We start from the raw sequence: 20,049 nt of genomic DNA on the forward strand, positions 1-20,049 counted from the left end.
AAACACCCGCGCTTCAAGCTCCACTTCACGCCCACCAGCGCGTCTTGGCTGAACCTGGTCGAACGGTTCTTCGCCGAGATCACTTCAAAGCAAATCCGGCGCGGCAGCTATTCCAGCGTCGATGATCTTGAGGCCGCAATCTACGATTATCTGACGCACCACAACGAGAGGCCCAAGCCCTTCAAATGGACCAAAACCGCCGAGGATATCCTCATCCGGGAACGCCGTGCGCTGGACGCGCTCGATGAAATCCGCGGAAACAGGTAACAAGTGTCAGACTCAGAGCACTAGCGGACCAAGTGTTGGAAGCCGGTATAGAAATCGTATCAGAAACTTAGCGTGCGAGCTGTGCGTGTGAACACGCACCCTACGGGCCGTTGGTGAGAATACAGCGCCGTCATCCTTGGGCTTGACCCGAGGATCTGTGTGACCTGAGGTCCTCGGGTCAAGCCCGAGGATGACCGGTATCCCAAAACGCAAAAGCCCCGCCACATGGGCGGGGCTGGGATCGTGCCACAGGAGCGCGAAACTTAATCTTCGTCAGCGCCTTCGAACTCGGCGATGCGCGCCTTGTCAGCTGCACCCTTGGCATCGACATCGCGGTCGACGAATTCGATGATGGCCATCGGCGCCATGTCACCATAGCGGAAGCCGGCCTTCAGGATGCGGATGTAGCCACCCTTGCGTTCGGCAAAACGCGGGCCAAGCACGTCGAACAGCTTGGCAACGTGCATGTCCTGCTTGAGCGACGCGCGCGCCTGACGGCGGGCGTGGATATCACCGCGTTTTGCCAGCGTGACCAGCTTTTCGACGATCGGGCGCAGTTCTTTCGCCTTGGGCAGGGTTGTCTTGATCTGCTCATGTTCGATGAGCGAGCCGGCCATATTCGCAAAAAGCGCCTTGCGGTGCTCATGTGTGCGGTTCAGGCGGCGGTAGCCTCGTGCGTGACGCATGTGTCTTCTCCTAATGTGCCCTCTACGGGCGTTTTTGCTTTGTCCGGCCGCCGATGCGTGTCAGCGACTCTCCTTGGGGCGGGATGCCCGGTGTGCGAATGGCGGGGACTCCCCCGCCACGCGCTTAAAAGTTGTCTTCCAGCTTTTTCGCCAGGTCTTCGATGTTGTCTGGCGGCCAATCCTCGACATCCATGCCAAGGTGCAGACCCATGCCGGACAGCACTTCCTTGATCTCGTTCAAAGACTTGCGGCCGAAGTTCGGGGTGCGGAGCATCTCGGCTTCGGTTTTCTGGATCAGGTCGCCGATATAGACGATGTTGTCGTTCTTCAGGCAGTTCGCCGAGCGCACGGACAGTTCCAGTTCGTCCACCTTCTTGAGCAGAAGCGGGTTGAACTCGAGACCATCGTCGTCGTCCTGCGGGCGGGCCGATTCCGGCTCGTCGAAGTTGACGAAGATCGACAGCTGGTCCTGCACGATACGGGCCGCGTAGGCGACCGCGTCTTCGGGCGTCAGGGAGCCGTCGGTTTCGATCTTCATGGTCAGCTTGTCATAGTCCAGCACCTGGCCCTCGCGGGTGGGCTGCACATCATAGGCGACCTTCTTGACCGGCGAATAGATCGCGTCGATCGGCATAAGACCAATGGGCGCGTCTTCCGGCTTGTTCTTGTCGGCGGACACATAGCCCTTCCCGGTGTTGACCGTCAGCTCCATGTACAAATCCGCGCCCTCGTCGAGGTGGCAGATCACATGGTCGCGGTTCAGCACTTCGATGCCGTTGGTTTCGGAAATGTCACCGGCGGTGACGACGCCCGGACCCTTGGCATTGATCGAGACGCGCTTGGGGCCTTCGACTTCCATGCGCAGGCTTACGCCCTTGAGGTTCAGAACGATGTCTGTCACGTCTTCACGCACGCCAGCGACGCTTGAGAACTCGTGCAGCACGTTGTCAATCTGAACGCTGGTGATGGCCGCGCCCTGAAGCGAGGACAGCAGCACGCGACGCAGCGCGTTGCCAAGCGTCAGGCCAAAGCCCCGCTCGAGCGGTTCCGCGATCAGCGTCGCCATGCGCGACGGGTCAGCGCCCGGCTTGACATCAAGCTGTGTCGGCTTGATCAGTTCAGCCCAGTTTTTGTGGATCATGCGTCCCTCCATTCTTGTTCCTGCCCCATGTCCTAAAGGCCGAAACGCCCGAGGTTAAAATGACGAAAGCATGGCTCTGCCAAAGGACAGAGCCATGCCTGAAAATCGGTATCGCTTAGACGCGGCGGCGCTTCGGCGGACGGCACCCATTGTGCGCCATCGGGGTCACATCACGGATCGAGGTGATGTTGAAACCGACAGCCGCCAGGGCGCGCAACGCCGATTCACGACCCGAACCCGGACCCTGAACTTCGACTTCGAGCGTCTTGACGCCGTGTTCCTGCGCCTTGCGGCCCGCATCCTCGGCCGCCAACTGGGCGGCGTAGGGTGTGGATTTCCGCGACCCCTTGAAACCCATGGTGCCGGCGGACGACCAGGAAATGGCGTTGCCCTGCACGTCAGAGATCAGGATCTTGGTGTTGTTGAACGAAGAATTCACATGCGCAACGCCTGCTGCGATGTTCTTGGAGACCTTCTTCTTGCCTGCGCGTCGTGTATCGCGTGCCATGATATCAGCCCTCCCTTATTTCTTCTTGCCGGCAATGGCCTTTGCGGGGCCTTTGCGGGTGCGTGCGTTGGTGTGGGTCCGCTGACCGCGCACCGGAAGGTTGCGGCGATGACGCAGGCCGCGGTAGCAGCCCAGGTCCATCAGACGCTTGATGTTCATCTGTGTCTCGCGACGCAGGTCGCCTTCGACGGTGTAGTTGGCGTCGATATGTTCGCGAACGGCAAGCACTTCGGCATCGCTCAGTTCGTTGACACGACGGGTCGGGTCGATGTTGACGGCCTCGCAGATCGCTCTTGCGGAGGTATGGCCAATACCGGTGATGTAGGTGAGGGCGATTGGAACTCGTTTCCCGGTGGGAATGTTCACGCCAGCAATACGTGCCACGTATATCTTCCTTTTCGTTGCGGGTCCGTAACTCCAGACCCTTTTTTCACAACATAAGGCCCGTCGGTTTTACCCTTGGGGCCTTGAGCTGATCAGGTGATCCGCAGATGGGGGCGACCCACCATGCGATGGTGATTCTCGATTAAGAGATGGCGGTAGATAGGAGTGATTGGCGGTGGCGTCAACCCTCAGTCGCACCAGTTTTCACAGGCACTGTTTCGCTCGATTTCATCCCGAATGAAACGACCTGATGTCTCGTCCATGCATAGGTCGATATAGGTATCCGCGTGTAGCAGGTCACGCACGATCCAGATCGCCAACACAGCGAACACCAGAACGCTGCCGAGGCCAATCACATCGGCTTTCGTCATTGAGGTTAACCGCAGAGCTTGCGGAGTTCAGGCGTCCACAACCTTCGCAATGTCTGCCTTGACCTCGTCGATCTCACCCAGACCATCGACCGTCGCAAGCTGCCCCTTGGCATGGTAGTAGCCAATCAAGGGTGATGTCTGCTTGTAATAGGCCATCAAACGCACCTTGAGGCTTTCTTCGTTGTCGTCTGCGCGTACAGGCTGCCCGGCGACGCGGGCTTCATCGGCACGCCCGACGATGCGTTGAACCAGAACGTCGTCATTGACCTGCAACTCGATGACATGATCCAGGGTCTCGCCCTCTTCGGCCAGCAATTCCGCCAAGGCATCGGCCTGTGCCAGGGTGCGCGGGAAGCCGTCGAAGATGAAACCGCCCTTCTTGTCGCCTTCCAGCTTTTCGCGGATCAGGCCAATCACGATCTCGTCCGTGACCAGATCACCACGGGCCATCACGTCAGCCACAACCTTGCCCATTTCGGTGCCACTGTCCTTGGCTTCACGCAACATGTCCCCGGTCGAAAGCTGGATCATGTCCCGTTCGTCACAAAGAAAGCGCGCCTGTGTACCTTTTCCCGCGCCAGGCGGTCCCAATAGTATAATATTCATCGGCGCGCTGGCGTCCTTCTTTTCCCTTTGGACTTACCCTTACCGCGCAGTTGCGACTTTTGAATAAGACCTTCGTATTGATGCGCGAGCAGATGGCTCTGCACCTGTTGGATCGTGTCCATCGTCACCGACACCACAATCAGAACCGATGTGCCGCCAAAGTAGAACGGGATGGCGAACTGGCCACGCAGGATTTCCGGCAAGAGACAGACTGCGGTGAGATAGGCCGACCCCAGAACAAGCACGCGGTTGACGACGTATTCCAGATACTCTGCCGTCTTTTTGCCCGGCCGGATACCCGGCACAAAGCCGTTCTGGTTCTTCAGGTTGTCGGCCACGTCATCGACCTTGAACGATACGTTGAACGTATAGAAATAGGCGAAAAAGACAATCATCGCGCCGAAGAACAGCAGGTAAAGCGGCTGACCCGGGCCGAAATAGGCGAGGATCGTCGACATTACCGGGCCGGAATTCTGACCGCTGAAGGTGCTGACCGTCGTTGGGAGCAGCAGAAGCGAGCTGGCAAAGATCGCCGGGATCACGCCCGACGGGTTGACCTTGACCGGAAGGTGGCTGTTCTGCGCCTCGGCGATTTTCATGCCCATCTGGCGACGCGGATACTGAATGGTAATCTTCCGGAGCGCCCGCTCCATGAAGACCACGAACATGATCACCAGGATGACCATGAGGATCACCCCCACGATCACCGCAGGGCTGATGGCACCCGAGCGACCGGAGGCAAAGAACTGCGCCAAAGCGGCGGGCACTTCGGCGATGATGCCGACGAAGATGATCAGCGAGATGCCGTTGCCGACGCCGCGTGCGGTGATCTGTTCACCCAGCCACATCAGGAACATGGTACCGCCCACGAGGGTGATCACGCAGGACGCACGGAAGAACCAGCCTGGATCGGTGACAAGATCACCCGCCTCAAGGCTTACAGCCAGGCCATAGGCCTGGAACGTGGCAAGGAAGACCGTGCCATATCGGGTGTATTGCGCGATTTTCTTGCGCCCCGCATCCCCCTCTTTCTTCAACTGCTCAAGTGCTGGCACCATGGACGCCATCAGCTGAACGATGATCGAGGCTGAAATGTAGGGCATGATGCCAAGGGCAAAGATCCCCATCCGACCCAGAGCACCACCGGTGAACATCGTCAGGATGCCCCCGATGCCCTGCTGGGCCTGTTCCATGAAGTCGCGCAGGGCAATGCCGTCAATTCCGGGAACCGGGATAAACGTGCCGATGCGATAGACGATCAGAAGGCCAAGCGTGAACAGGATGCGGTTGCGCAGATCGGTCGCTTTACCGAGCGCAGACCAGCTTGTGTTCGCGGCCATTTGTTCTGCTGCTGATACCATGCGGGTCTCTTTTATGATGAACGCCGCCATGAGCGGTCCGGCTCAGGCGGCGTTTGGAAAGCTCTCGAGGCTATGTAAGCGGCGACGGGGCCGCTCACAACCTCTTATTCGGCAGCCTGCGCGGTTGTGACCGTCAGTGACCCACCAGCCTTCTCCACCGCATCAACAGCGGATTTCGACGCGCCGGTGACTGCGAGGGTCAGTTTCGCGGTGACATCACCCTTGGCGAGAACCCGGATACCGTCAAGCTTGCGACGCACCAGACCGGAGGCGACAAGCGCGTCCTCGTCAATGGTGCCCTTCGCGTCAAGCTTGCCTGCATCGACGAATTTCTGGATCAGGCCAAGGTTGACCACGGCGAACGCCTTGCGGTTGGGTTTGTTGAAGCCACGCTTGGGAAGACGCTGGTAGAGCGGCATCTGGCCGCCTTCGTAGCCGGCAATCGCCACGCCCGAACGGGAATTCTGGCCTTTGATACCACGGCCACCCATTTTACCCATGCCAGAGCCGGGTCCACGTCCAACGCGCTTGCGGCGTTTGGTTGCGCCGGGATTGTCGCTGAGTTCATGCAGTTTCATATCGCTTCTCCTTTGCCGGAAACGCCCCCGAAGCGATGTGGGACGAACGCGGCTTTTCTTGATTGTGAGTCGCGGACCTTTAGGCCCACCGGGGGCGTATAGAGGGTTGCGGCGGGTCGATCAAGGGGGGCCGTGGTGCAGTGCCAAGTTACATGCAAGCCCGATCACACATGATGCCCGATGGTCGGATAAATATGGCCTTTCGCCGGATTTCACCCACACTGACGTGCCTGCGGAACAGGAAACGCGACCTGTCCCGCAGAAACACGAATATCAACTGTACCAGCCACCCATTTTGACCTCGACATCGCCTGTCACCATTTCGGCAAACTCTGCCGGGTCCTGTGTGCCGCCATCGCGGCCGCGAAAGTGATAGGGGTAGACATAGGTCGGCGCGAATTCCGACACCGCCGACGCTGCCGATTCCGCATCCATCGTGAACGGCAGGTTCATGCAGACAAACGCCAGGTCGATGTTTTCAAGCGCGCGCATCTCGGGAATGTCTTCGGTGTCGCCCGACAGATAGATCCGAAACCCATCGAAATCGAGCACATACCCGTTGTCGCGTCCCTCCGGATGGAAGTTCTCGCGCCCCTCCGTCGTGTTGTAGGCCGGAATTGCGGCGATGCTGATGCCGTCCTGCTCGGATGTCTCGCCATTGGCGAGCACGGTTGCCCTGGCCTTGAGATCATCCGACAGCATGTCGAAGACCGCAGGATTGGTCAGCAGCATCGTGTCATCGCCCATCAACGCCGCAAGCGTTTCGGCGTTGTAATGGTCGCCATGTTCGTGCGTGATCAGGATCATGTCAGCCGCCGGAAAGTCGCTGTACAGCGCGGGGTCGCCCACTGCGTCGACATAGATTGTGCCGATTGGAGTTTCCAGGACCACTGACGCATGTTCCACGGGATGGACCGTAAACGGCCCCACGTCAGATTCAAATTCGTTTGCCATATGTCCTGCGGCGCGGCCCTTGAAGGGCAGGAAGGTGATTGTGCCTGCGGCAGCCGCCGCGCTCAGGAATGTGCGTCGTGTCTGGGTCATATCTGTCTCCCTCTGTGTGTCGGCTACCCAATAGCTAGTGTGCTGGCGCGCAACGGCCACTTTCGGAGCGCGCGCAGGCGCACAAGGCATTGCGCATGAACGTAGAAAAGCCCCCCGGAGAACCGGAGGGCTTTTCAGTATTCAGCAGCCATCGAATCAAAGCGATGTGGCCATCCGTCGAAGGATGGACCGGCGTTTTGGCTCAGCCGCGCTCTTCGATGATCTCAACCATGTGCGACACCTTGCGGACCATGCCACGGATGGCGGGTGTGTCCTCAAGTTCGCGGGTCTTGTGCATCTTGTTCAGGCCCAGGCCGATCAGCGTCTGACGCTGGATACCCGGGCGGCGGATCGGGGAACCGATCTGCTTGACTACAATTGTCTTAGCCATGTCGATCAGGCCTCCTCAGCGACTTGGGCGCTTTCCTGCGGCGCGTCTTCACGCTTGGGCAGGATGTCGGCCACTTTCTTGCCACGACGCTGCGCAACGGAACGTGGGCTGGACTCTTTGCCCAGACCGTCCAGAGTCGCGCGGATCATGTTGTAAGGGTTCTGCGAGCCGATCGACTTGGCGACGACGTCCTGAACACCCAGCATTTCGAACACGGCACGCATCGGACCACCGGCGATGATACCAGTACCCTGCGAGGCTGTGCGCATCACAACTTTACCGGCGCCATGACGGCCTTCGATGTCGTGGTGCAGCGTGCGGCCTTCGCGCAGCGGCACGCGGATCATCTTGCGCTTGGCTTGCTCGGTCGCCTTGCGGATGGCCTCGGGGACCTCCTTGGCCTTGCCTTTGCCAAAGCCGACACGGCCTTTCTGGTCACCCACAACCACAAGAGCGGCGAAGCCAAAACGCTTACCACCCTTTACGGTCTTGGATACCCGGTTGATTGCGACCAGACGATCCGCGAATTCCGGTGCCTGCTCTTCACGATCGCGGCGATTGCCCCGACGATTGTTGTCACGTTCTGCCATGTAGGCATCCTTTGTACTGTGGGCGATTTGCCCATTGTCCAATCCAGGTGAGCCTTTCGGTGCTCCCGGATCATCGGGAAGGGGTGGGCCCTTCCGCAAAGCAAGGTGCGTGACATCACGCACCTCACAGGATCAAGCGGTAGGGTGCGTGCTTGCACGCACCGCACCCATCAAATCTTCAGACCACCTTCGCGGGCTGCGTCGGCCAGAGCCTTGACGCGACCGTGGAAAAGGAACCCGCCACGATCGAAATAGGCTTCGCTGATGCCGGCCTTCTTGGCCCGCTCGGCAATCGCCGCGCCAACCTTGGTGGCCGATGCGACATCATTCTTGCCGCCAAGCTCTTTTTCCATCGTCGACGCCGCTGCCAGTGTCACACCGTTCACATCGTCGATCAGCTGAACGCTGATGTTCTTGTTGGAACGGTGAACGCTCAGACGCACGCGCCCTGCATTGACCTTGCGAAGTTTGTTCCGAACGCGCAGACGGCGTTTCTGGAACAGATCACGTTTACTGTTTGCCATTTTTCCGCGTCCTTACTTCTTCTTGCCTTCCTTACGGAAGATGAATTCGCCCTTATAGCGGATGCCCTTGCCCTTGTAGGGCTCTGGGCGACGCCAGTCGCGAATGTTCGCTGCCACCTGACCCACCAGCTGAGCGTCGTGACCTTCGATCACGATCTCGGTCTGCTTGGGGCATGTGACGGAGACACCGTCCGGAATTTGGAAATCAACGTCATGCGACAAACCGAGGTTCAGTCTCAGGACATTGCCCTGAAGCTGAGCACGGTAACCAACGCCATGGATTTCCAGCTCTTTCTTGAAAGAGCTGGACACACCATGAACCATGTTCGCGACAACTGTGCGGGACATGCCCCACTGCTGACGGGCACGCTTGGATTTACCACGGGGCTCCACGGTCAAGACGTTATCATTTACCGTGATGGTGACATCATCGGTTGCTTTGAAGCTCTGGGTGCCTTTCGGTCCCTTCACTTCGACGGTCTGACCAGACACGGATGCAGAGACACCCGCGGGCAGCTCGACCGGTTGTTTACCAATACGAGACATTACCAGACCTCCTTAGAAGAGCGTGCAAAGTACTTCGCCGCCAACATTGTGGCTGCGGGCACTTGCATCGGTCATGACGCCTTTGGACGTGGACACGATCGACACACCCAAGCCCTGACGGACCTGCGGGATGTCATCCACACCCAGATACACACGACGGCCCGGCTTGGACACGCGCTTGAGTTCGCGGATCACGGGGGTGCCGTCGTAGTACTTGAGGCTGATTTCGTAAGCGGGGTGGCCGTTTACATCTTTGGTTTCTTCGTAACCGCGAATGTAGCCTTCGTCCGCCATCACCGCGAGAACGCGGCCACGCAGCTTGGATGCTGGTGTCATGGTTGTGGACTTACCGCGCATCTGAGCGTTGCGGATACGGGTGAGCATATCGCCGATAGGATCGTTCATACTATGCCCTCCTTACCAGCTCGACTTGACCATACCGGGGGCTTGACCATTGCTGGCAAGCTCGCGAAGCGCGATCCGGCTGACCTTCAGTTTACGATAATAGGCGTGCGGACGCCCGGTGAGCTGGCAACGGTTGTGCAGCCGGGTGGCTGAACTGTTGCGCGGCAGTTTGGCCAGCTTGAGGCGCGCCTTGAAGCGCTCTTCCATCGGCTTGGCTTCATCGTTTGCGATAGCTTTCAGCTCAGCACGCTTGGCGGCATATTTCTCCACCAGCTTCTGACGCTTCTTTTCGCGTTCGATCATTGATTTCTTCGCCATGGTTCGGGTCCCCTCAGGCGTTGAACGGCATGTTGAAATGCTTCAACAGCGCCTTGGCTTCCGCATCGGTCTTCGCGGTCGTCGTGATGATAATGTCCATCCCCCAAACCTCATCGACCTTGTCGAATTCGATTTCCGGGAAAACGATGTGCTCCTTCATGCCCATGGCAAAGTTGCCACGGCCGTCAAAGGACGGCTTCACGCCACGGAAGTCCCGGATACGGGGCATCGCGATGGTGATCAGGCGGTCAAGGAAATCATACATCCGGTCGCCACGCAGCGTCACCTTGGCACCCAGTGGCATTTCCTCGCGAACGCGGAAGCCCGCGATGGATTTCTTTGCCTTGGTGGTCACGGCTTGCTGACCAGCGATCTTGGTCAGATCCTCGACGGCGGATTTCGCTTTCTTGCTGTCACGGACAGCTTCGGCGCCACACCCGATGTTGAGCACGATCTTGTCAAGACGCGGGATCATCAGGTCGTTCGAATATCCGAACTCTTCCTTCAGGGCCGGCTTGATCGTGTCGCGGAAGATTGTCTTCAGACGCGGGGTGTATGTTGCAGTATCAAGCATCAATCACGTCCCCCGTGGTTTTCGCGAAACGGACCTTCTTGTCGCCTTCGATCTTGAAGCCAACGCGGGTCGGTTTGCCGTTTGCATCAACGATTGCCAGGTTCGACAGGTCGATCGGCATCGCTTTCGGCGTGCGGCCACCCTGTGACGTCTGGGATTGACGCACATGGCGGATGGCCATGTTCAGACCATCGACCACAGCCTTGCCGGCCTTGGGATCGACGGAAGAGATGGTGCCCGACTTGCCTTTGTCTTTACCGGCAAGAACAACCACCTTGTCTCCTTTGCGGAGTTTCGCAGCCATTACAGCACCTCCGGAGCAAGCGAGATGATTTTCATGAAGTTCTTGGCGCGCAGCTCACGCACAACCGGTCCGAAGATACGCGTACCGACCGGCTCACCTGCGTTGTTCAGGATCACGGCGGCGTTGCGGTCAAAGCGGATGGCTGTGCCGTCTTCGCGACGGACTTCTTTGGCGGTGCGTACGACGACGGCCTTGCGGACGTCCCCTTTTTTCACGCGACCGCGCGGGATGGCTTCCTTCACGGATACAACGATGATGTCACCCACCGACGCGTATTTCCGCTTGGACCCACCCAGAACCTTGATGCACTGAACACGGCGTGCGCCGCTGTTGTCAGCAACATCCAGGTTGGTCTGCATCTGGATCATGTTTTGTCTCCCGACGTCCCGGACCGCTCAGAGCGAGGCATTGGCCCGGGGGTTTCGTAAATGCCGAAAGGCTATCGCTTACTCAGCGATAACCTCCCAACGTTTGGTCTTCGACTTGGGGGCGCATTCCTGAATGCGGACAACGTCCCCTACTGCGAATGTCTCGGCCTCGTCATGGGCGCGATATTTCTTGGACTTCCGGATCGTCTTTTGAAGAACCGGGTGCTTGAAGCGGCGCTCGACGGACACGGTTACGGTCTGTGCGTTGGCTGTCGACGTCACGGTGCCGGCAAGGATACGTTTGGGCATCTGTCTGGCTCCCTCTTACGCGTCGCTGGCAGCCGCAGCCGCCTTTTGGTTCAGCACGGTTTGCACGCGTGCCACGTTGCGGCGCACCTGACGGATGCGCGCGGTGTTCTCAAGCTGGCTTGTGGCCTGCTGAAAGCGGAGGTTGAACGCCTCTTTCTTCAGCGAAACAAGCTCATCCCGGAGTTGATCCGGCGTCTTGTCATTCAGTTCCTTGGCGTTCATGCGCCATTCCTTTCTATCAACATCACCGGCGGGCCCCATCATTGATGTGGGTCACCCCGATTCCCGGTGGAGGTGGATGAAGTGGCGCGTATAGGTCGGATGCGCGGTTCACGCAAGGCCTAACTGCGCAAGGGGGTCAGGCCAGCTTTCAGACCGCTTGGAATCGATGCACTCATCCCCGGATACAGCCCGACCGCCGGACTAATCATACCGTTTTTCAAACCATCGCTCCAGCAGTTTCCAGCAGGTTTTCGCCGAGGGATTTGCGAAAGTCCCATCAGGACCGCATCTAGAAAGCATGGGACCGAACAGGTCTCGATGGAATGCATGACCTATGGAGAAGACATGACCTTTACGATCAAGAATGCCCTGCACCAGACCTCGCGCGCTTTTGCCCTGGCGGCCACGACAACGCTCGTTGGTCTTGGCGCAGTGACCCCGGCTCTCGCTCAGAGTGACACGCCAGAGGCTGCCCAGACAGAATTCAGCGACTCCAAGCTGGATGCCTTCGTTGTCGCCCTGGCGGAAGTCGATGCGGTACGTCAAACCTACGTTCCGCAGATTCAGGCCGCCGAAGACGAGGCCGAACAGCGGGAATTGATCCAGGTCGCCAATGTCGCGATCACCGACACCATCGACGCCACGCCCGACATCAGCGTCGATGAATATGTGGCCATTGCAGAACTGGCGCAGCAGGATGCTGCCCTGAATCAACGCATCGTCGACCGCGTAGAGTCTGCGCAGGAGTGACAGGCCGCCGGACTGTCCGGCACCCTCTGGATCAATACTGTCAGGACACCTCTTCACAGCGCCCCTTCTGATCCCGTTGGAAGGGGCGCTGCCATGTTTCCCGCCACTTCGCAGGAAGCATGCGTTTCTCCGCAATCGGGCTCTCGCCAAAGCCGCGCGACCGGCGTAGAAACCGCCCCATGAGCACAATATCCTCTCTCTTCGTGACCCGCCTCTACCACGCGCCCCTGTCCGAGCACGCACCGGCGATTGACGCGGGGGAAATGGAAACCTCCTGCTTCACCATCGCCGAGGATGACGAAGCGGGCCAGCAATGGTGCGAGGACAACGCCTATCCGGGCTACACGTCTTACGCGTCGCTTTCCGACCTGCCCTGGCGCTTTCCGATCTTCGCCGATCTTGTTACGTCACTGGACGCCCATGTCGCCGCATTTGCCGGAGATCTGGCCTTCGATCTGGACGGGCGCAAGCTGGTGCTCGAGGATCTCTGGATCAACATTCTGCCCGAAGGCGGGTTTCACGCCGCGCATATCCACCCGCATTCGGTGATTTCCGGCACCACCTATGTCTCCATGCCCGAAGGCGCGTCAGCCCTGAAACTCGAAGACCCCCGCCACGCCATGATGATGGCCGCCCCACCCCGCCGCAAAGACGCGCGCGCGGAAATGCGGAACTTCATCTATGTCAAACCGGCGGTGGGCGACGTCCTGCTCTGGGAAAGCTGGCTGCGCCACGAGGTGGTGATGAACCAGTCCGAAGATGAACGCGTGTCGGTGAGTTTCAATTATCGGTGGGAATGAGCCAAACTTTTCGTCTGGGTTCAGCGATCGCGCTCTCACTGGTGCCGATATCGACAGGCATAGCGTCCCTTGCCGCTTTTTCCGATGCATATCATCGATGTCCCGGACTGGCGTGCTCGGACGGTGTTCGGTCTGGCATGGTGTATGCCATCATCTTCATTGTGACATTCGGTTCTGTGTTCTTCCTGATCAAACGCAAAAAGCGACACGATGATTTGAAAGAACAATGATTGCGGTATATATTAGCGGTATAAGCCATAAGGAGTTGAGTTTGTGACAACGGCCACGAAACGCAAGACGTCCCTCACGCTTGATGCAACTGCTCTGGACGAGGCGCGAAAGTACGGCGTGAACGTGTCTGCTGTTGCTGAAGCGGCTTTAACCAAAGCCGTCGATGACGCCCGTCGCGAAAATTGGCTGAAAGAAAACGCCGCGGCCTTCGAAGCGCAGTCCGAATGGCATGATATACACGGCCACCCCTTGGCTGACATCATGGTCGGCTTTGCGAGCGAGACGTGGAAGCGATAGCCACGTATGACATCGTCAGCTTTGGCAACCAGTTCATGGTCGTCGTCGAAAGCGACCTTCTGCCGCCAGACACGGCAATCGTCGTGATCCCCTTGATCCGTGAATACCCGGCGGTGTCCAAACTGAATCCGACAATACACTTTCAGCAAAATCAGTATGTTTTGGCGACGCGGATGATCGCTTCGGTGAGACGGGCGAGTCTAAGACTTGTTGGATCGGCAAAGAGCCAACGAGATGAAATCACACGCGCAGTAGACGTTCTCATGTCCGGCGTCTGAAACGAAAAACCCCCGGCGCTTTCACGCCGGGGGCTTCCAATCTCGTAGGGTGCGTGCTTGCACGCACCGAACCGCTTACCAGTCCTCGCGAACCACAACCCGTGTCTTGATCGGCAGTTTCATCGCCGCCAGACGGAGCGCCTCGCGGGCAATGTCTTCACCGACGCCGTCGATTTCGAACATCACACGGCCCGGCTTGACCTTGGCTGCCCAGAAATCCACGGAGCCTTTACCTTTACCCATACGGACTTCGGTCGGCTTGGATGTCACGGGTGTATCCGGGAAAATCCGGATCCAGACACGGCCCTGACGTTTCATATGACGCGTCATGGCACGACGGGCCGCTTCGATCTGACGTGCTGTCACACGCTCAGGCTGAAGCGCCTTGAGGCCGAAAGTGCCAAAGTTCAGATCAGACCCGCCTTTGGCGTCGCCCTTGATCCGGCCTTTGAACATCTTACGGAATTTTGTACGCTTTGGTTGAAGCATCTGTCATTCCCCCTTAACGACGGCCGCCAGCGCCACGTGGGGCCGGACCGTCCTGGAGTTCCTGTGCCTTGCGGTCACGCGCTGAAGGATCGTGATCCATGATCTCGCCTTTGAAGATCCAGACCTTGATCCCGATGATGCCGTAGGCAGTGAGTGCCTCGACGTTGGCATAGTCGATATCCGCGCGCAGGGTGTGCAGCGGCACACGACCTTCACGATACCATTCTGTCCGCGCAATCTCGGCACCGCCAAGACGACCCGCCACGTTCACACGGATGCCCAGGGCACCCATACGCATGGCGTTCTGCACGGCGCGCTTCATGGCACGACGGAAGGAGACACGACGCTCGAGCTGCTGGGCGATGCTTTCGCCAACCAGCTGCGCGTCAAGTTCCGGCTTGCGCACTTCAACGATGTTGAGGTGCAGCTCACTGTCGGTCATCGCGGCCAGCTTCTTGCGGAGCGTCTCGATGTCCGCGCCTTTCTTGCCGATGATGACGCCGGGGCGTGCGGTGTGAATGGTGACGCGGCACTTCTTGTGCGGACGCTCGATGATCACGCGGGCCACACCCGCCTGCTTGCACTCTTTTTCGATAAACGCACGGATGGCGATATCTTCAAGAAGCAGGTCACCGTAGTCCTTGCTGTCTGCGTACCAGCGGCTGTCCCAGGTGCGGTTGACCTGAAGACGCATGCCGATCGGATTGGTTTTGTTACCCATTAGGCCTGCTCCTCAACTTGACGCACCTTGATGGTGATCTCCGAAAACGGCTTCATGATCTTGCCGAACCGGCCACGTGCCCGCGGACGGCCACGCTTCATGACAAGGTTCTTGCCAACATAGGCTTCGGCGACGACCAGTTCGTCGACGTCAAGACCGTGGTTGTTTTCGGCGTTTGCAATCGCGGATTGAAGACACTTCTTCACATCTGCCGCGATCCGCTTCTTGGAGAAGGTCAGATCGGTCAACGCACGATCCACTTTCTTGCCGCGGATCAAACCGGCGACAAGGTTGAGTTTCTGCGGGCTGGTGCGCAGCATCCGCAGCTTCGCCATGGCTTCGTTGTCAGCCACGCGGCGGGGGTTCTTTTCCTTGCCCATGACTTACTTCCGCTTCGCTTTTTTGTCAGCTGCGTGACCGTAGTAGGTCCGTGTCGGCGAATATTCACCGAACTTCTGACCGATCATGTCTTCGCTGACGTTCACAGGGATATGCTTCTGGCCATTGTAGACGCCAAACGTCAGACCCACGAACTGGGGCAGGATCGTCGAGCGGCGCGACCAGATCTTGATGACTTCTTTGCGGCCGGATTCACGCGACGCTTCTGCCTTTTTCAAGACATAGGCATCGACGAACGGGCCCTTCCATACAGAGCGCGACATGGTTTACCGCCCCTTCTTCTTGGCGTGACGCGAGCGGATGATCAGCTTCTGCGACGCCTTGTTTTTGTTGCGAGTGCGCTTGCCCTTGGTCGGCTTGCCCCACGGTGTCACCGGGTGACGACCACCAGAGGTCCGGCCTTCACCACCGCCGTGCGGGTGGTCGATCGGGTTCATAACGACACCACGGACCGACGGACGCTTGCCATAATGGCGCATACGACCGGCTTTACCGAAGTTCTGGTTGCTGTTGTCGGGGTTGGACACGGCACCAACGGTGGCCATGCATTCCTGACGGACCAGACGCAGTTCGCCCGAGCTCAGACGGATCTGAGCGTAGCCGCCATCACGACCCACAAACTGGGCGTAGGTGCCTGCGGCGCGTGCGATCTGGCCACCCTTGCCGGGCTTCAGTTCGATGTTGTGAACGATTGTCCCGATGGGCATGCCCGAGAACGGCATCGCGTTGCCCGGCTTTACGTCGGCTTTCTGCGACGCAACCACGCGGTCGCCGATGGCGAGTCGCTGCGGGGCAAGGATATAGGCCTGTTCGCCATCGTCATACTGGACGAGCGCGATAAAGGCGGTGCGGTTGGGGTCATATTCGATACGCGCGACGGTCGCGCCCACGTCATACTTGTTCCGCTTGAAATCAACGATCCGGTAGAGGCGTTTCGCCCCACCACCGCGACGACGGGATGTGATACGTCCGGTGTTGTTCCGGCCACCCGATTTGGTCAAACCCTCAGTAAGGGATTTGACCGGACGGCCTTTCCACAGCTCCGAACGGTCGATCAGCACCAGCCCGCGCTGGCCCGGCGTCGTCGGCTTATACGACTTGAGTGCCATGCTTTCTGTCTTCCGTTAGCAGTGCAGGTCTTTGACGACCCGCTATGTTTGGGCGGACGCATCCGCCATGGTATAGGCCCCCGTAGGTGCCCGATTAGCGCAACAACGAAGCCCCGGACGAATCCGGGGCTGCGCGGTTGGGTGTTCCTAGGCGGTGTGGCGCATGGCGTCAAGCGCTGTGGATTGAATTAGTGCACCTTGGTCGTGCGTTAATACACCGTCATCCTCGGGCTTGCCCCGAGGACCTCTCGACAATCAGATCCTCGGGGCAAGCCCGAGGATGACGTCGGCAAACGGGCCGTAGGGTGCATGTTCACACGCACCGCCATGGCCGAGGGGTGGTCCACTATTTCGACTCTGGCAAGACGGAAAGAAGAAAATGGACTTCCGCCAGGCAAACGTAGAGTGATTTACTCACCTTTTGATTCACTTTGAAGATCGTCCATCGCGGCTGAAATTGCGGGATGCGACTTGGGTAGAGCCCGGGAAATCGATTGGGCACTCAGATCACCGTTCTTAAGCCTTTGCCACGCTTGTCGATCTTCGACTTGAAACTCTTCGCTCGCTAGAAGAATTTTCCACGTGTCCTTTGGTATCTCAAAACTGCTGCTCCCATCATTTCTGATCACACCAAAGAAGCGGCGCTTGATCAAACCTTTATCCTCTAATCCGATTATCGTGCCGGAATCGGCGTTTACCCATAACACACGGTCCTGTTCTTCGAGCGCTTTCACCAAGACCACTACTTCAAAAAAATCCAGCGCTAGCAATTTCTGCCGCGTGTTCCTTCGCCTTAATGGAGCGGCTACCACGGCAAAAAAACCTTTTGCTATCCCCCAAGCGATCGGAAGTACGGACGCAAACGATAATACACCGAAGAGAACGGCGGATAGGCGAATTACCGGAAGCGTCCAGTTTGGAAGTCCGACAAAGAGTGCTGGCCAATAGTGCACAACCAATAAAGCGACAACCAAAGCCGAAAAAACCAACCAAACGGCCTTCGCGCTAAAGTCGATGATCTCCTTCAATTGGCTTGCCCAATTCAATTCACTCTCCTACTTCCGTTCTTCAAACCTTTATGGCTATTTGATAATTATGAGCGTCAAAAAAGCCCCCCACCATCACTGGCGAGGGGCTTTCTCATTCTCTCAAACCAGGCCTAAGCCCAACCCGATCACAGACCCGTGGTCACGTCGATGGTGTTGCCCTCGAGCAACGTCACATAGGCTTTCTTCACGTCTTTCCGGCGGCCCATGGTCCCGCGGAAACGCTTGGTCTTGCCTTTGGTGATCGTCGTGTTGACCGCCTTGACCTTCACACCAAAGAGCGCCTCGACGGCGTCCTTGATCTGCGGCTTGGCCGCGTCGATCGCCACTTCGAACACAACCGCGCCGTTCTCGGACGCCATCGTGGTTTTCTCGGTGATGATCGGCTTGCGGATCACATCGTAATGTTCAGCTTTCGCGCTCATTTCAGACGAGCCTCCAGTGCTTCGACACCCGCCTTCGTGAGCACGAGCGTGTCACGCTTGAGGATGTCATAGACGTTTGCCCCCATCGACGGCAGAACATCGAGACCGTCGATGTTGGCTGCGGCGCGGATGAAGTTTTCGTTCACCTCTGCCCCGTCGATGATCAGCGCGCGCTTCCAGCCCAGGTTCTTGACCTGCTTGGCCAGGGAAGACGTCTTGCCATCGGATTCGATGTTCTCGATGACGACAAGCGATCCGTCCTTCATCTTGGCGGAGAGCGCATGCATGAGGCCCAGCTTGCGCACCTTCTTGGGAAGGTCATGCGCGTGGCTGCGCGGTGTCGGGCCCTTGTAGATACCACCACCGCGAAAGATCGGAGCAGACCGCGCGCCGTGGCGTGCGCCGCCGGTGCCCTTCTGGCGATAGATCTTCTTGGTCGAGTAGCTGACTTCGGACCGGGTTTTCACCTTGTGGGTTCCCTGCATCGCCTTGTTGCGCTGCCAGCGAACAACGCGGTGCAGAATGTCGGCGCGCGGATCGAGAGCAAAGATCTCGTCCGTCAGCTCGACCGACCCGGCAGTTCCGCCGTCCAGTTTGATCACGTCGAGTTTCATTCGTCGCCTTCCTTCTTATCAGCCTGAATGTCAGCCTCGGCTTCTTTCAGGGCGGCTTCTTCAGCTGCGGCTGCCTCTGCTGCTGCAGCTTCTGCTGCGGCGGCTTCTTCAGCTGCGGCCTGAGCGGCGGCTTCCTCGGCAAGACGCTTGGCTTCTTCACCAGCCGAACGCAACGCGGCAGGCAGAATGATGTTGTCCGGCGTCGGCTTCTTCATGGCGTCCTTGACCGTGACCCAGCCCCCTTTGGAGCCGGGAACGGCGCCCTTGATCATGATGATCCCACGCTCTGCGTCGGTCTTCACAACCTGAAGGTTCTGAGTGGTCACTTTGACAGCGCCCATGTGTCCAGCCATCTTCTTGCCTTTGAAGACCTTGCCGGGATCCTGACACTGACCGGTGGAGCCGTGCGAACGGTGCGAAATCGACACACCGTGCGAGGCACGAAGACCACCGAAGTTGTGACGCTTCATGGCACCGGCAAAACCTTTACCGATCGACGTGCCGGAGACATCCACGAACTGACCTTCGAAGTAATGGTCAGCGGTGATCTCTTCACCCACATTGATCAGGTTCTCGGGGGCGACGCGGAATTCAGCCACTTTACGCTTGGGTTCGACATTGGCGGCAGAGAAATGCCCGCGCATCGCCTTGGAGACGCGCTTTGCCTTGATTGAACCGGTGCCCAGCTGAACCGCCGAATAGCCGTGTTGGTCAGGCGTGCGCTGAGCGACCACCTGAAGATTGTCGAGTTGGAGGACAGTCACGGGAATCTGCTTTCCGTCTTCCATGAAGAGGCGGGTCATGCCGACCTTCTTCGCGATGATACCAGAGCGCATCATGGGATACTCTCCTTATACCTTGATCTCGACATCAACGCCGGCGGCGAGGTCGAGCTTCATGAGCGCATCAACGGTTTGCGGGGTCGGGTCAACAATGTCGAGCAGACGCTTGTGAGTCCGGATTTCCCACTGGTCACGCGACTTCTTGTTGACGTGCGGACCACGCAGAACGGTGAACTTCTCGATCTTGTTCGGCAGCGGGATCGGGCCGCGCACTGTGGCGCCCGTCCGCTTGGCGGTGTTTACGATTTCCTGTGTCGACGCGTCGAGCACACGATAATCAAACGCCTTGAGCCGAATGCGAATATTTTGGCTTTGCATTGGTCTTAGCCTTTATTGGCGTTGCGGTTGAGAGGAAGACACAGGACCACCCTGCCGCTTCATCGAACCGAATACGGGACGGCGCAACGCCGTCCCGCGCAATTCAGAAACCCGCCGCTTACGCGACGATTTTGGACACGACGCCGGAACCGACGGTGCGGCCACCTTCGCGGATGGCGAAGCGCAGGCCGTCTTCCATCGCGATCGGGGCGATCAGCTCGACCTCGAACTTG

The 20,049-nt window shown here is 58.5% G+C and carries 35 protein-coding genes and 1 pseudogene; 5 read left to right on the plus strand and 31 right to left on the minus strand.

Annotated elements, in window-relative coordinates; translation table 11 throughout:
* Nucleotides 1–267: pseudogene (locus ACTIEN_RS20190) on the plus strand (IS630 family transposase); the annotation flags it as partial.
* A 263-nt stretch (nt 268–530) separates the two neighbouring features.
* Here the strand turns inward: ACTIEN_RS20190 and rplQ are convergent.
* The 20 genes from rplQ to rpmC form a co-directional block, all read right to left on the minus strand.
* Nucleotides 531–953, minus strand: coding sequence for a 50S ribosomal protein L17 (rplQ, locus tag ACTIEN_RS20195; protein WP_439524951.1), 423 nt, complete (start codon nt 951–953; stop codon nt 531–533).
* Nucleotides 954–1,077: 124 nt separating this feature from the next.
* Nucleotides 1,078–2,094 carry a DNA-directed RNA polymerase subunit alpha gene (locus tag ACTIEN_RS20200; RefSeq protein WP_439524952.1) on the minus strand — a complete coding sequence of 339 codons (1,017 nt, stop codon included), beginning with the start codon at nt 2,092–2,094 and terminating at the stop codon, nt 1,078–1,080.
* Nucleotides 2,095–2,209: 115 nt separating this feature from the next.
* A complete protein-coding gene (rpsK, locus tag ACTIEN_RS20205; protein ID WP_439524953.1) occupies nt 2,210–2,602 on the minus strand; it encodes a 30S ribosomal protein S11 in 393 nt (130 codons plus the stop codon).
* Between the two features lie 15 nt (nt 2,603–2,617).
* Nucleotides 2,618–2,986, minus strand: coding sequence for a 30S ribosomal protein S13 (gene rpsM / locus ACTIEN_RS20210; protein WP_439524954.1), 369 nt, complete (start codon nt 2,984–2,986; stop codon nt 2,618–2,620).
* 188 nt (nt 2,987–3,174) lie between these two features.
* A complete protein-coding gene (locus tag ACTIEN_RS20215) occupies nt 3,175–3,357 on the minus strand; it encodes a hypothetical protein (RefSeq protein ID WP_439524955.1) in 183 nt (60 codons plus the stop codon).
* Between the two features lie 27 nt (nt 3,358–3,384).
* Nucleotides 3,385–3,963 (minus strand): adenylate kinase, encoded by a 579-nt coding sequence (locus tag ACTIEN_RS20220; RefSeq protein ID WP_439524956.1) that lies wholly within the window; start codon nt 3,961–3,963, stop codon nt 3,385–3,387.
* A complete protein-coding gene (gene secY, locus ACTIEN_RS20225; protein WP_439524957.1) occupies nt 3,960–5,324 on the minus strand; it encodes a preprotein translocase subunit SecY in 1,365 nt (454 codons plus the stop codon). The genes ACTIEN_RS20220 and secY overlap by 4 nt, the downstream gene beginning before the upstream one ends.
* A gap of 104 nt (nt 5,325–5,428) precedes the next feature.
* Nucleotides 5,429–5,902 (minus strand): 50S ribosomal protein L15, encoded by a 474-nt coding sequence (gene rplO / locus ACTIEN_RS20230; RefSeq protein ID WP_439524958.1) that lies wholly within the window; start codon nt 5,900–5,902, stop codon nt 5,429–5,431.
* A 273-nt stretch (nt 5,903–6,175) separates the two neighbouring features.
* Nucleotides 6,176–6,946: an MBL fold metallo-hydrolase gene (locus tag ACTIEN_RS20235; protein WP_439524959.1), complete on the minus strand. Its 771-nt coding sequence runs from the start codon at nt 6,944–6,946 to the stop codon at nt 6,176–6,178.
* A gap of 202 nt (nt 6,947–7,148) precedes the next feature.
* On the minus strand, nt 7,149–7,337 hold the full coding sequence (rpmD, locus tag ACTIEN_RS20240; protein ID WP_347200333.1) for a 50S ribosomal protein L30: 189 nt from the start codon (nt 7,335–7,337) through the stop codon (nt 7,149–7,151).
* 5 nt (nt 7,338–7,342) lie between these two features.
* On the minus strand, nt 7,343–7,927 hold the full coding sequence (gene rpsE, locus ACTIEN_RS20245) for a 30S ribosomal protein S5 (protein ID WP_439524960.1): 585 nt from the start codon (nt 7,925–7,927) through the stop codon (nt 7,343–7,345).
* Nucleotides 7,928–8,097: 170 nt separating this feature from the next.
* The gene (gene rplR / locus ACTIEN_RS20250) at nt 8,098–8,451 is read right to left on the minus strand and encodes a 50S ribosomal protein L18 (protein ID WP_439524961.1); all 354 of its coding nucleotides are present in this window, start codon (nt 8,449–8,451) and stop codon (nt 8,098–8,100) included.
* A gap of 12 nt (nt 8,452–8,463) precedes the next feature.
* Nucleotides 8,464–8,997: a 50S ribosomal protein L6 gene (gene rplF / locus ACTIEN_RS20255; protein WP_439524962.1), complete on the minus strand. Its 534-nt coding sequence runs from the start codon at nt 8,995–8,997 to the stop codon at nt 8,464–8,466.
* 12 nt (nt 8,998–9,009) lie between these two features.
* Complete coding sequence (rpsH, locus tag ACTIEN_RS20260) at nt 9,010–9,402, minus strand: 30S ribosomal protein S8 (protein WP_439524963.1); 393 nt, start codon at nt 9,400–9,402, stop codon at nt 9,010–9,012.
* Between the two features lie 12 nt (nt 9,403–9,414).
* A complete protein-coding gene (rpsN, locus tag ACTIEN_RS20265; RefSeq protein ID WP_439524964.1) occupies nt 9,415–9,720 on the minus strand; it encodes a 30S ribosomal protein S14 in 306 nt (101 codons plus the stop codon).
* 13 nt (nt 9,721–9,733) lie between these two features.
* Nucleotides 9,734–10,294, minus strand: coding sequence for a 50S ribosomal protein L5 (gene rplE / locus ACTIEN_RS20270; RefSeq protein ID WP_439524965.1), 561 nt, complete (start codon nt 10,292–10,294; stop codon nt 9,734–9,736).
* Nucleotides 10,287–10,598: a 50S ribosomal protein L24 gene (gene rplX / locus ACTIEN_RS20275; RefSeq protein ID WP_439524966.1), complete on the minus strand. Its 312-nt coding sequence runs from the start codon at nt 10,596–10,598 to the stop codon at nt 10,287–10,289. The genes rplE and rplX overlap by 8 nt, the downstream gene beginning before the upstream one ends.
* Nucleotides 10,598–10,966 (minus strand): 50S ribosomal protein L14, encoded by a 369-nt coding sequence (rplN, locus tag ACTIEN_RS20280; protein WP_007427594.1) that lies wholly within the window; start codon nt 10,964–10,966, stop codon nt 10,598–10,600. Before rplN ends, rplX begins: the two co-directional genes overlap by 1 nt.
* A 78-nt stretch (nt 10,967–11,044) precedes the next feature.
* Nucleotides 11,045–11,275 carry a 30S ribosomal protein S17 gene (rpsQ, locus tag ACTIEN_RS20285; protein ID WP_439524967.1) on the minus strand — a complete coding sequence of 77 codons (231 nt, stop codon included), beginning with the start codon at nt 11,273–11,275 and terminating at the stop codon, nt 11,045–11,047.
* 15 nt (nt 11,276–11,290) lie between these two features.
* On the minus strand, nt 11,291–11,497 hold the full coding sequence (rpmC, locus tag ACTIEN_RS20290) for a 50S ribosomal protein L29 (RefSeq protein ID WP_439524968.1): 207 nt from the start codon (nt 11,495–11,497) through the stop codon (nt 11,291–11,293).
* 327 nt (nt 11,498–11,824) lie between these two features.
* Between rpmC and ACTIEN_RS20295 the strand changes: the two genes are divergently transcribed.
* The 4 genes from ACTIEN_RS20295 (at nt 11,825) to ACTIEN_RS20310 (ending at nt 13,853) form a co-directional block, all read left to right on the plus strand.
* On the plus strand, nt 11,825–12,247 hold the full coding sequence (locus ACTIEN_RS20295; RefSeq protein ID WP_439524969.1) for a DUF4168 domain-containing protein: 423 nt from the start codon (nt 11,825–11,827) through the stop codon (nt 12,245–12,247).
* Nucleotides 12,248–12,426: 179 nt separating this feature from the next.
* Nucleotides 12,427–13,047 carry a 2OG-Fe(II) oxygenase family protein gene (locus ACTIEN_RS20300; RefSeq protein ID WP_439524970.1) on the plus strand — a complete coding sequence of 207 codons (621 nt, stop codon included), beginning with the start codon at nt 12,427–12,429 and terminating at the stop codon, nt 13,045–13,047.
* Between the two features lie 273 nt (nt 13,048–13,320).
* On the plus strand, nt 13,321–13,575 hold the full coding sequence (locus tag ACTIEN_RS20305; RefSeq protein ID WP_439524971.1) for a type II toxin-antitoxin system CcdA family antitoxin: 255 nt from the start codon (nt 13,321–13,323) through the stop codon (nt 13,573–13,575).
* On the plus strand, nt 13,563–13,853 hold the full coding sequence (locus ACTIEN_RS20310) for a CcdB family protein (RefSeq protein ID WP_439524972.1): 291 nt from the start codon (nt 13,563–13,565) through the stop codon (nt 13,851–13,853). The genes ACTIEN_RS20305 and ACTIEN_RS20310 overlap by 13 nt, the downstream gene beginning before the upstream one ends.
* A 75-nt stretch (nt 13,854–13,928) precedes the next feature.
* Here the strand turns inward: ACTIEN_RS20310 and rplP are convergent, their stop codons facing one another.
* The 11 genes from rplP to ACTIEN_RS20365 form a co-directional block, all read right to left on the minus strand.
* Nucleotides 13,929–14,342 (minus strand): 50S ribosomal protein L16, encoded by a 414-nt coding sequence (gene rplP / locus ACTIEN_RS20315; RefSeq protein ID WP_439524973.1) that lies wholly within the window; start codon nt 14,340–14,342, stop codon nt 13,929–13,931.
* 13 nt (nt 14,343–14,355) lie between these two features.
* Nucleotides 14,356–15,063, minus strand: a complete 708-nt coding sequence (gene rpsC / locus ACTIEN_RS20320) for a 30S ribosomal protein S3 (RefSeq protein WP_439524974.1) — start codon at nt 15,061–15,063, stop codon at nt 14,356–14,358.
* On the minus strand, nt 15,063–15,443 hold the full coding sequence (rplV, locus tag ACTIEN_RS20325; RefSeq protein ID WP_439524975.1) for a 50S ribosomal protein L22: 381 nt from the start codon (nt 15,441–15,443) through the stop codon (nt 15,063–15,065). The genes rpsC and rplV overlap by 1 nt, the downstream gene beginning before the upstream one ends.
* 3 nt (nt 15,444–15,446) lie before the next feature.
* The gene (gene rpsS, locus ACTIEN_RS20330) at nt 15,447–15,725 is read right to left on the minus strand and encodes a 30S ribosomal protein S19 (protein WP_439524976.1); all 279 of its coding nucleotides are present in this window, start codon (nt 15,723–15,725) and stop codon (nt 15,447–15,449) included.
* A 3-nt stretch (nt 15,726–15,728) separates the two neighbouring features.
* A complete protein-coding gene (rplB, locus tag ACTIEN_RS20335; protein WP_439524977.1) occupies nt 15,729–16,571 on the minus strand; it encodes a 50S ribosomal protein L2 in 843 nt (280 codons plus the stop codon).
* 410 nt (nt 16,572–16,981) lie between these two features.
* Complete coding sequence (locus ACTIEN_RS20340) at nt 16,982–17,617, minus strand: hypothetical protein (protein WP_439524978.1); 636 nt, start codon at nt 17,615–17,617, stop codon at nt 16,982–16,984.
* Nucleotides 17,618–17,745: 128 nt separating this feature from the next.
* On the minus strand, nt 17,746–18,042 hold the full coding sequence (locus ACTIEN_RS20345) for a 50S ribosomal protein L23 (RefSeq protein WP_439524979.1): 297 nt from the start codon (nt 18,040–18,042) through the stop codon (nt 17,746–17,748).
* On the minus strand, nt 18,039–18,656 hold the full coding sequence (gene rplD, locus ACTIEN_RS20350) for a 50S ribosomal protein L4 (RefSeq protein ID WP_439524980.1): 618 nt from the start codon (nt 18,654–18,656) through the stop codon (nt 18,039–18,041). Before rplD ends, ACTIEN_RS20345 begins: the two co-directional genes overlap by 4 nt.
* Nucleotides 18,653–19,495, minus strand: a complete 843-nt coding sequence (rplC, locus tag ACTIEN_RS20355) for a 50S ribosomal protein L3 (RefSeq protein WP_439524981.1) — start codon at nt 19,493–19,495, stop codon at nt 18,653–18,655. The genes rplD and rplC overlap by 4 nt, the downstream gene beginning before the upstream one ends.
* A gap of 12 nt (nt 19,496–19,507) precedes the next feature.
* Complete coding sequence (gene rpsJ, locus ACTIEN_RS20360; protein ID WP_188483786.1) at nt 19,508–19,816, minus strand: 30S ribosomal protein S10; 309 nt, start codon at nt 19,814–19,816, stop codon at nt 19,508–19,510.
* A 118-nt stretch (nt 19,817–19,934) separates the two neighbouring features.
* On the minus strand, nt 19,935–20,049 hold a 115-nt coding region (locus tag ACTIEN_RS20365), incomplete at its 5' end, for a hypothetical protein (RefSeq protein WP_439524982.1).

Origin of the sequence: Marivita sp. (genome assembly GCF_051859345.1) — a bacterium.
Classification (GTDB): Bacteria; Pseudomonadota; Alphaproteobacteria; order Rhodobacterales; family Rhodobacteraceae; genus Marivita.